General features: G+C 43.5%; 7 protein-coding genes and 1 tRNA gene. All 8 read right to left on the reverse strand.

Annotated elements, in window-relative coordinates; translation table 11 throughout:
* Positions 1-207: 207 nt before the first annotated feature.
* Positions 208-1,731, reverse strand: coding sequence for a slipin family protein (locus C7B77_RS16210; protein WP_106306899.1), 1,524 nt, complete (start codon positions 1,729-1,731; stop codon positions 208-210).
* Between the two features lie 922 nt (positions 1,732-2,653).
* Positions 2,654-2,722 (reverse strand) — tRNA-OTHER (locus C7B77_RS16220).
* Between the two features lie 188 nt (positions 2,723-2,910).
* Positions 2,911-4,587 (reverse strand): dynamin family protein, encoded by a 1,677-nt coding sequence (locus tag C7B77_RS16225; protein ID WP_106306902.1) that lies wholly within the window; start codon positions 4,585-4,587, stop codon positions 2,911-2,913.
* Between the two features lie 102 nt (positions 4,588-4,689).
* Positions 4,690-4,995 carry a type II toxin-antitoxin system RelE/ParE family toxin gene (locus C7B77_RS16230; protein ID WP_106306905.1) on the reverse strand — a complete coding sequence of 102 codons (306 nt, stop codon included), beginning with the start codon at positions 4,993-4,995 and terminating at the stop codon, positions 4,690-4,692.
* Positions 4,992-5,219: an addiction module protein gene (locus C7B77_RS16235; RefSeq protein ID WP_106306908.1), complete on the reverse strand. Its 228-nt coding sequence runs from the start codon at positions 5,217-5,219 to the stop codon at positions 4,992-4,994. The genes C7B77_RS16230 and C7B77_RS16235 overlap by 4 nt, the downstream gene beginning before the upstream one ends.
* A 146-nt stretch (positions 5,220-5,365) precedes the next feature.
* Positions 5,366-6,217 carry a CPBP family intramembrane glutamic endopeptidase gene (locus C7B77_RS16240; protein WP_106306911.1) on the reverse strand — a complete coding sequence of 284 codons (852 nt, stop codon included), beginning with the start codon at positions 6,215-6,217 and terminating at the stop codon, positions 5,366-5,368.
* A gap of 59 nt (positions 6,218-6,276) precedes the next feature.
* On the reverse strand, positions 6,277-6,852 hold the full coding sequence (locus C7B77_RS16245; RefSeq protein WP_146138354.1) for an SMI1/KNR4 family protein: 576 nt from the start codon (positions 6,850-6,852) through the stop codon (positions 6,277-6,279).
* Between the two features lie 69 nt (positions 6,853-6,921).
* The gene (locus C7B77_RS16250; protein ID WP_106306917.1) at positions 6,922-8,982 is read right to left on the reverse strand and encodes a dynamin family protein; all 2,061 of its coding nucleotides are present in this window, start codon (positions 8,980-8,982) and stop codon (positions 6,922-6,924) included.
* Between the last annotated feature and the right edge of the window lie 236 nt (positions 8,983-9,218).

Here is a 9,218-nt window from a genome sequence, read left to right on the forward strand (position 1 = left end):
GGGTAGATCTCCACTACCCACCAACCATCTCCGCACGATCGACTTTGACTAGAATTAGCTAGCTGTGACGATCTATATTAGAGCCTTCTAGCTTCGATCGAGAATTGTAACCGATCGTCGATGGACGCGATCGGGGATGGAGGACTTCGGCGAAGATCTTACCCACCCCGCCCTGCGGGCACCCCTCCTGGAAGGGGATTTTTTTGGTTACTTTTTGATATTGATTAGATCGGTGAGGATGTTGTCCAAACCGCCATTGACTTGGATGCGATCGATCTTTTCGGCGATCCGTTCTAAGATTTCCAGCTCTTTCAATCGCAGCGCGACGGGGTTTTCTTCCATCACTTTGGCGGTATTGAGCATACTTCTAGTGGCGGCGGTTTCTTCGCGACGGCGGACAACGTTGGCTTGAGCGGATTTCTCGGCTTCGACTACCTTGCTGAGGATGGTTTTAATTTCCCCAGGGAGGATGATATCTTTGACGCCGACAGATTCGACTGTTAAGCCGTAATTGGCAGTCTTGACGCGGATATATTCGGCAATATCGCGATCGATCGTGCCTTTGTCCTCCAGCAATCCATCCAGAGTCCGTTCGCCGACGGCTCCGCGCAGGGCAAATTGTAACTCTTTGTATAAAAAGCCGTTAATATCTGCCAAGTTATCCATCGCTTGCAACGGATTGCTAATCCGATAGCCAGCGGTGAGGTTGAGCCGCACGGGGACTTTATCTTTGGTGAGAATATCTTGTCCCGAAATTTCCATATTTTGCAGGCGCATATCGATCGCGATCGAGCCGAACGAGCGATTGAATGTCCACCAAGCATGGATTCCTGGCTCTAGCTGCGTCTGAAATACTCGATCGATGTACAGGAAGCCGAGATGTTGGACGGGCACTTCTCGGACGTGTAAGGTATCGCTGGCGAGCTTTTTAATCTTGTCTTTACCCGATACTAATTCGGCAACTAATTGAGTCGAAAGTTTCGCATCGTTGCTGATATCGATCGTTTCTACCGTCACGCCTTGCCAAAATAATTTGCGACTGTGGGGCGGTAAAATCGCGATCGGTTTTTGTCGATCTCTGACGATGCCGACTTGTTGCGCTAATGTTTCGACAACCGTGCAATATTGTGCGATAAATTCGGGGTGTCGATCGATTAAGACATCTTCATCGGGAAATACTGGATTCGGAATCATCCGATTGAGCGTCTTAAATTGCAAATCTTTCGATGACGACCAAAAAGCATATTCACCCGTACCTAAAGGACGCACGAAATTATGCTGGACGTACATCAAGCCTATTTCTGATTCTGATACCTGAAATTTCTTAATACCGCTGAGAGCAAATCCGCGTGTTTTTTCGACTAGATCTGGTGGTAATTCCAAACTTTCGGATAGATTGAAGTACCGCACTTCGACGGGAATAAATCCTTTCCAAAAAGCGCGTAATTGGTTGGGAGCGACTACAATCCAGCTTTGTTTGACTTGAAGCAATGCAAACCTGTCGAATTCTGTCCGCACGATCGTCAGGTGTTGTTCTAGTTTATCTCGATCGGTTTGCAGGAGTAGTTCTAATTGTTCGATTTGCGCTTCTGGCTGATTGAGATCGTATTTCTTGACGCTCCAATTCCAGCCCCAGTAATGATGCGTACCGGGTAATAAAATCGCCTTAAAATCGCTACGGTTGAATAAGATACCTCGCTCGTGAGGTTTGATGTAAAAAGTCTTGAACATATAATTTGTTGGGTTTCGCATTACGCTCTACCCAAGCCGCTAGATTGAGAATTAAGACTGGAAAATGTTTCGCGGTTTGTTTGAATAAATATGGATATCGATAATATATCGACTTTAAGCTAACTTGCCACTATTCACTATTCACTATCCACTATTCACTAGAATTAACTCTGTAATTGCTGGCGTTTTCGACAGCTTTGTGACGGACTAAGGGTTTATCTAGAATTGGATTGAGTTAGCCGTTGTCGAATCGTGCTATCCGAGGATAACCCGATCGACTTCAAATAGCAAATATCGCGTTCGCTCTACTAAAACTAGTATTCCCGCAGAAATACCGACCTTAGCAGATGAAGGCAGATACTCGAATTAAAGATGCACGCGATCGTCGGTACAAAATCTGTTGCAAGATCCAGCCGCTAGGCGACTAAATGTTGCTAAAACGCCAACTTTCCAGAGTTGAAAATAATGGACTCGAACCATTTTGAGATTTCTCTCGTACCTACGACCATTTCTGACCGTTTTTGGCTTGCGCCGCCTTAGTGGAAGTAAGGTGCCTAATTTAACCTTTAGGCATAGGTTTTGGCTTCCGCCAACTTCACCCTAAGAAGTCGCCTAACTTTTACCTCGTTGGCTAGAGGGTTTGGTGAAAAGTACAGGAATCGAACCTGTTACCCGTTGAGAATAAGTCAACTGCTCTACCTAATGAGCTAACTTTTTGGAGGTACTAGCTCGCCCAGATTAAAATTGTGGAACCAGTGGAGCCAGCGATTAAAATCGCGCCTGGGGTTGCAAAGCCCGCCTTCGCGGACTGAGATAATAGTCCGCGAAGGCGGACTTTGCATTCCGAGGAGCGGTTTCTAACCGCTTGGCTTTTAATGCAAACCATTCCCAATGCTCACAATTCTAATGTGGGCGAGCTAGCTGTGCGATCTAGGACTCGAACCCAGGCTCGACCGATAACTCGGCTGCTTTACCACTAAGCTAATTGCACGATCGACTAATAATCATGCGTGACGGCATACGCTCAAACCATAGGCTGGCGCACCAGTCAGATATCTAGAATCAGAACATTTGTCTGCACTCTTATTGATGTCTAACTTCCAATATAACATACACAACTTGTTTTATGGATGGAATTAAGCTAAAAGTATGAAATAAATATCTATTTTTTAGGCACAGCTATGCTGATGCTGAAGCTAATATATTTGCCAAGCAGTGTTCTAAATCTGTTAACTTTTGTTGTTGCTGTGGATCGATCTGCCGATCGACCTTAATCTCTGGATTAATAGCTACAGCCGCTCGATCGCGATAGGCTTTAATCGTCTCCATCGTTTCAGTATTTAGTCTAAATAAATAATCAGCCGCCGCATCAGTATAAGCTTCTAGAATTTCTGCCGAATTATCGGGAGCTTTACTATTACTAGTATTGTCTGAAGATCGCTCGCCCGATCGTTTACTCGCAATCGTACTCGCACCGCCAGCAACTACGGCTCCTAATGGCCCTCCCAGTATCCAGCCTATACCCGTCGCGAGTGCGGTAGGTGCCAAATTATCGATCGTCGAAGATGGCGTTGCAGGTTTTGGGGGTGGTGGAGTTGGCGATTCTGGTAATAAGACTTCTGGCGGATCTGGTAAAACGATCTTCAGCGGTTCGACTGGAGAAGTATTAAAAAAGCTTTCGGCTTTAGTAATCCAATCGTTAATTTCTTGCTGAGAATGTTGCAGTCGCGGACGAACATTACTCGATTCCCATTCTCCAAATCCATTCTTTTGAATAGCTGTAGTTAGTGGCGACTGATAGAAGCTAATCAGGTTGGGTAAATACAACCACTGCTCGACTTCTTTGAGACTAGTTTCCCATCCAGATTGGATTAATGTTTGTGCTTGACGCTTGAGGGCCAGTTCTCGATCGCATTTCTCTTTACTTTCATTAACTTCTGCTGATATTTTAACAATTTGAGATCGTAATAATCCCTGAATTTCTAATCCCAATGATTGCAGCACTGGCAGCCGCACCTCGGCTAGCTCCTCTCGCTGGTGCGACACAATCGCCTGAAGTGCCGAAATAAAGGAGGATAACCCCGAAGTATGTAAAGTCGCATCGTCACCCTTCAGGCGAGCGCGCAGAGCCGGGAGCGCGTCAACTCGATAGAGGTTGCTAATCCCTGGCGGTAATTGCGATCGAAAACTCTCAGCCACAAATCGCAGACGATGTTGCACTTCTTTCTGTTCTTCTGGCTCTAACATATTCGTAAAATTCGCCACGAATACCACAGTATTAATCCCGCGATTTTCTAACCAATCCCGCAAATGTTCGCGTTCGCCGAGCGTCATCAATTTGCGAACATCTAACACATTTACCACCAAATCCGCCGCCAATAATCGATCGCGTACTAAGTTATCCTGCTCGTCGCGATCGTTCGTACCTGGTAAATCGATTAATTCCACCCCAGTTTGTAAAAACGGATGGGGAAAACTCACCTCGACTTCTGCTACATCATCCCGCATCCGGCGATCGTTATCTAAAATCGCAAATTCAGTTAAAATATTGGTATTTGCTGCTGAAATTAATTGCCCATTAGTTAAGGTAATTTTAGTTGCTAACGATTCACCATAGACGACTTTAATCGCCGCACCCGTCGTCGGAATCAGATCGATCGGTAATGTTTTATTACCCAAGATTGCATTTAATAATGTCGATTTACCATGATTGAAGGGGCCAAATACGGCAATCTGGTAATTCGATCTACCTGCTTTACTATCAAGCGTTTTGAGATCGTTACCCAGCCTAGAACTTGGATCGATTTCTAGCTTGTTAGCAGCAGTTTGGAGGTGAGCGATGAGTGAGGAATTCATGGTTTGTCGATCGAGTTAATTTATTTATAAGTTTAGGTTTAGGTACTTTTAGATAGTTATGTCGATCTTTAATTGAACTGATGAGCATTGCCTACCCTACTTTTAATATTTATTGAGTCTATCTTGCCAATCACTGGGATTACGTTTACTGTGAAAGCAACCAATCACAAATATCGCATCTTCCTCAACAATATAAAAAAGACTGTAGGGAAAACGTCTGACTAAGGCACGGCGAGCTTGTTGGTAGATAAGCCGATAGGCAAGAGGATTACGCCCAATTGTAGAAATACAAGTATCGATTGCCCGCACAAATTCAGATCCCAAACCTGGATCTTGTGATTCATACCATGCAAAAGCATCTTCTAAATCTAACTCTGCTTCTGGACGAATGATGAGCCTGTAATTCATTGGGAAGAGCCTAATCTTTGTTTGACAGTTTCCCAGCTAGAGCCAGCAGTAGGATCTTGCCGATGTCGATTGAGTCTGCGATCGAGTTCTTGTTGTTGCAAGGGACTTAATTGAACTTCATCTTGTCTATCCAGAATACTATCCCATAGATCTTCGGCAAGTTGAATGCGCTCGGAAATACTCAATTGGGAAATTTCAACCTTGAGAAGAGGATGGGTGCTCATGTTAATCTAGTTTGCTAAATTACATCAATATTAAAATTATAGCATTGGGGCAAATTGTAAATTATGATTTGTAGCTCGATCGTTAATTAAGATGGTGGCATTGCCACCCTACTAGAGCAATTCTCTACTAGAGTAATTTTCATAAATTAGCTAAAACTGGAAAGTTGTTTGGATGGAAAGTTACGACGAATAAATCTACCTAAGAAAAACAATGATATTCCCATCATTACTAACCCTGTCCAAAAACTAGATTGTAAACTTTGCAGTGATAAAACCGTTGTTGTTGCAGGTTTAGTTGAAGCAGGGATGGTCGCGCAAAACGCGATAAAGTTATTCATTGCATGAGCGGCGATCGGTACCCACAGTGTTTTAGTTTTGAGATAGAGTAGAGCCAGCACCAATCCTACCATTGATAATCCGATCGGATTGATATGCAAAAATCCAAATAAGAGCGATGTGGCAATTAGCGATTTTTGCAGATTCCATTTCTGTGCCCATCTATTTAAAATGATACCTCTAAAAATTAACTCCTCAGATATTGGTGCCACCACAACTATCATTAGAAAATTTAAAATGCGATATAGCAGGGTGTCTCCAGAATTTATGGCTGTACTTCTGTTTTTTGAAACAACTGTTAAAATTTGTTCGGCAAAATTTGGAAATATGTAAGAAATCAAGCCTAAAATTACTAGGAATGAAGCAAGAGAAAATATTAGCCCTGCAATTGTCAATCCAATTACTCTCAACCATTGCACCGCACGATCGGGTTTACCGATAACTTGCTTGAGATCGATTTTTACCCGATCGCATCGATACCAAATCCACAAGCAAGTAGCAAGAAATGAACCAATATACCCGATCGGTACAAATAGTCGATCGTTAACCCCGATACCGATCGCACTCAGTAAAATGGTTGATGCAATATTCATCACTAATAGCATCAATAGCAGATAGCGCACCTTGAATCGATCGAAGTTAATAGTAGCTAAGTTCTGCATATTGCTTCTGGACGAATGATGAGTCTGTAATTCATTGGAAAGATCCTAATCTTTGTTAGTTAATAACAATCTGTAGATCGTCTGATTATAAAATCTTCCACCGATCGCTTTAATTCTGAAATAATAAAATCAGACAATTTTATAATAGGTAGATTAGGTAAATGTTGTTTATGTCCTTCTGAAATCAACCAAACAAGAGGATCGGGAGTATTGTCACAAATAAAATACCAGTACACCACACCACGATCGCTAGCAAAAAATAAAGCATTTTTTGGAATCGGATCGTAAGTATCTTCTTCAATCATTTCTTGTACTTCTTCGGGAAGAGATACCAACTGAGGAATGCTATATATTAAGCTTTCGTCGATTAATCTTCCTCCATTATTACCACAAAGAGAAATAAACTTTTTATAGACAACAGGTAGGCTTATATTGAATTTCTTTTCAAAGCAAGAGATTTCATGTAGTGTCATACCTTTAATGTCAATTGCATTTATCATACCTTGTTCGGCACTAAAATCAATAATCTTATTTATTGATAATTCAAAATCATTAATGTCAATTGCATTTATCATGCCCTGTTCGGCACTAAAATTAATAATCCTATTTATTGATGATTCAAAATCATTTTGCATAACCGTTAACAGGTGTAGGTGTAGGGTGGGCACTGCCCACCATCTTGATTTAGATGAAATTACTACAGATTAACCATTCAAGAAGCCTTGATAAAAATTCTCGATCGAGAGTGATTCGCTTAAGACATCAGCTTCAAATTGTTGGAGACGATTGACTTCTGTGACTCGATCGATCTCTTGAGATTCTTTCTGCTTAACTAGATTTTGCAATTCGCCTTTACGAGCGTTAATATCATCGTTGATGCGTTTGATTACTTCTTGCTCATAACTATCGAAACATTCTTGCGCGGCACTATAAATCGGTTGCCATTGTTCTTTAGCAATTTCGGGCAAGCGGGTGACTAATTGTTTCTTGATTTCGCGCGTGAAAATCTTCCGAGCGTGATCGACTTGGAAAGCAGCGACACCTAAACTAGCGATTAAAATGCCAACGGGGCCAAGAATTGCGCCGAAGATTAGGGCGATTCCAGCAGTTGTAAAGATGTTGAGTAAAATGCTCTGGAAATTGAAACCGCCAACGGCTAAAGCGGCGACTGCAAAGTTACCAGAAGCGAGGGAAAATAAACCCATCGCCCATTTTGCCCAAGATGGCATTCCGTCGTCATCGAGGGCGTTATTGCGGGTGTGAATGTTACCAGTCAGTTTCTCCGCCATTTCTTGCGTGATGTTCTGATAATCCACGCCGTGTTTTTTGGCTTGCTCTGAGAGTTCGCTAAAAGCGGCTGTGAGTTCTTTTTGTGCCGAGAGCGTCCAGGCGGCATATTTATCGTTTATATACTGTTGGAAGCCTTTCTGGGCGGCTTGGTTGAATTGTTCGCGCTTGCTGTCACTAAAAAAGTCGGCAAATTGCAGATCGGAGGGCTGATAAGCCTGGAAATCGGTGTCGAAAGTATCTTCTAATTTGAGTAAATAAACTTTCATCGAATCGGCGATCGATCGAGCTTGACGATCGCGCACGCGGCGAATATCATCGCGGAAGACATCGCGAATCGATTGGAGTCGATCGAATTGAGGTTGGATTGCTTCAATTTTGGCTTTGAGTTCGTCTACATTGGTATCTAAGAGCGGAATTCTACGCGCGACGGCTTCTTTAACGTGCGTACAAGTTTGTTTGGCAATAATGCGTGCTTGACGCAATTCGGCAATCGCCCGCTCTTGAGTCAAAAATGTATTCAGAGCATTAATAAAGGGTGGAAAACCAGTTCCTACGAGATCGGCGTCTTTATCTTTGAGCCGTTTGCGGAGTGCGGTAATCGAAGATAGGGGAAATACGCGCTCGTCGTAGAGATCGTAGCCATCCACCGTACAATATTCAGCTAAATTCGCTTTAAATACGCGATTTAGTTTGCTTTCGGCTGCTGCCATTTCGGTAGCATCATCGGGATCGATTAACGATTCTTTGACGCGATCCCAAGCATTAATGAGGAAAAATACGCTCAAGCCGCGATCTTTGATATAGTTTTCGAGATAGCGACGTTCGCCTAATGTACAGGGTTGAGATGCACTGAGTACGAATAGAACTGCATGGCAATTATTGAGATATCCCAATGACAATTCATTCCGCGCTTCGGTATCATTCAAGCCAGGACTATCGATGATTTCGATGCCTTTGGATAGTAACTCTAGTGGATATTCCACAACGGCATAATCGACATCGGGGAAAGCGGGTTTGTTACTTTCTTCTAATTTCTTGGCTTCAGCCGGATCGATCGTGTATTTAGTTTTGAAGGTACTGAAATCGATCGATTCTGGTGGTTTACCGTCTTTAAAATGCACGGTGACTTTTTTCTGTTCGCCGTAACGTAAAACTGTCAATAATGCAGTGCAAGGATTGACATCGCTGGGTAAGATATTCTCGCCGATTAAAGCGTTCAGAAACGTACTTTTGCCCCGTTTCATGTCGCCCAATACCATTAGGCGAAAGACACCTTTTTGGAGATTGGTACTGGCTTTGGTGAGATCTGCTAAATCTCGATCGAATCCCATTTCTCCAGAGCCAGTCTGGGCGGCGAGTTCGGACTTTTGGAGCTTGGTTACCATCCGGCTGAGGGAACTAGCCACTTCTTGGCGCACTCTCGCGACTCGATCTAAATCTTGGAGGAAACGATTGGTTTTAGCAGTTGACATCATAGGATTTGGGGTTGAGGTTGTTGGGGTGCTGCGGAGATCTTTACCCCACCCCAGCCCTCCCCTTATAAAGCGGATGCGCGCTCGTCGGGTTTCCCGACGGGTTAGCGCACCAAGCAGGGGAGGGAGCCGGAGCTAGAGCCTTCCCTTTACAAAGGGAGAGAGCCGGAGCAAAAGCCCCCCTGCTTGGTGCAACACATGCGGAGGGAACCTCCGCGTGGTTGCATCCGCTTTATAAG

It is taken from the genome of Chamaesiphon polymorphus CCALA 037, assembly GCF_003003845.1.
GTDB classification, from domain to species: domain Bacteria; phylum Cyanobacteriota; class Cyanobacteriia; order Cyanobacteriales; family Chamaesiphonaceae; genus Chamaesiphon; species Chamaesiphon polymorphus.

What these genes read in the sequence shown, in the direction of transcription:
- C7B77_RS16210 (WP_106306899.1), bottom strand. Translation starts at nt 1,731, where the DNA reads ATGTTCAAGACTTTTTACATCAAACCTCACGAGCGAGGTATCTTATTC.
- C7B77_RS16225 (WP_106306902.1), bottom strand. Translation starts at nt 4,587, where the DNA reads ATGAATTCCTCACTCATCGCTCACCTCCAAACTGCTGCTAACAAGCTA.
- C7B77_RS16230 (WP_106306905.1), bottom strand. Translation starts at nt 4,995, where the DNA reads ATGAATTACAGGCTCATCATTCGTCCAGAAGCAGAGTTAGATTTAGAA.
- C7B77_RS16235 (WP_106306908.1), bottom strand. Translation starts at nt 5,219, where the DNA reads ATGAGCACCCATCCTCTTCTCAAGGTTGAAATTTCCCAATTGAGTATT.
- C7B77_RS16240 (WP_106306911.1), bottom strand. Translation starts at nt 6,217, where the DNA reads ATGCAGAACTTAGCTACTATTAACTTCGATCGATTCAAGGTGCGCTAT.
- C7B77_RS16245 (WP_146138354.1), bottom strand. Translation starts at nt 6,852, where the DNA reads ATGCAAAATGATTTTGAATCATCAATAAATAGGATTATTAATTTTAGT.
- C7B77_RS16250 (WP_106306917.1), bottom strand. Translation starts at nt 8,982, where the DNA reads ATGATGTCAACTGCTAAAACCAATCGTTTCCTCCAAGATTTAGATCGA.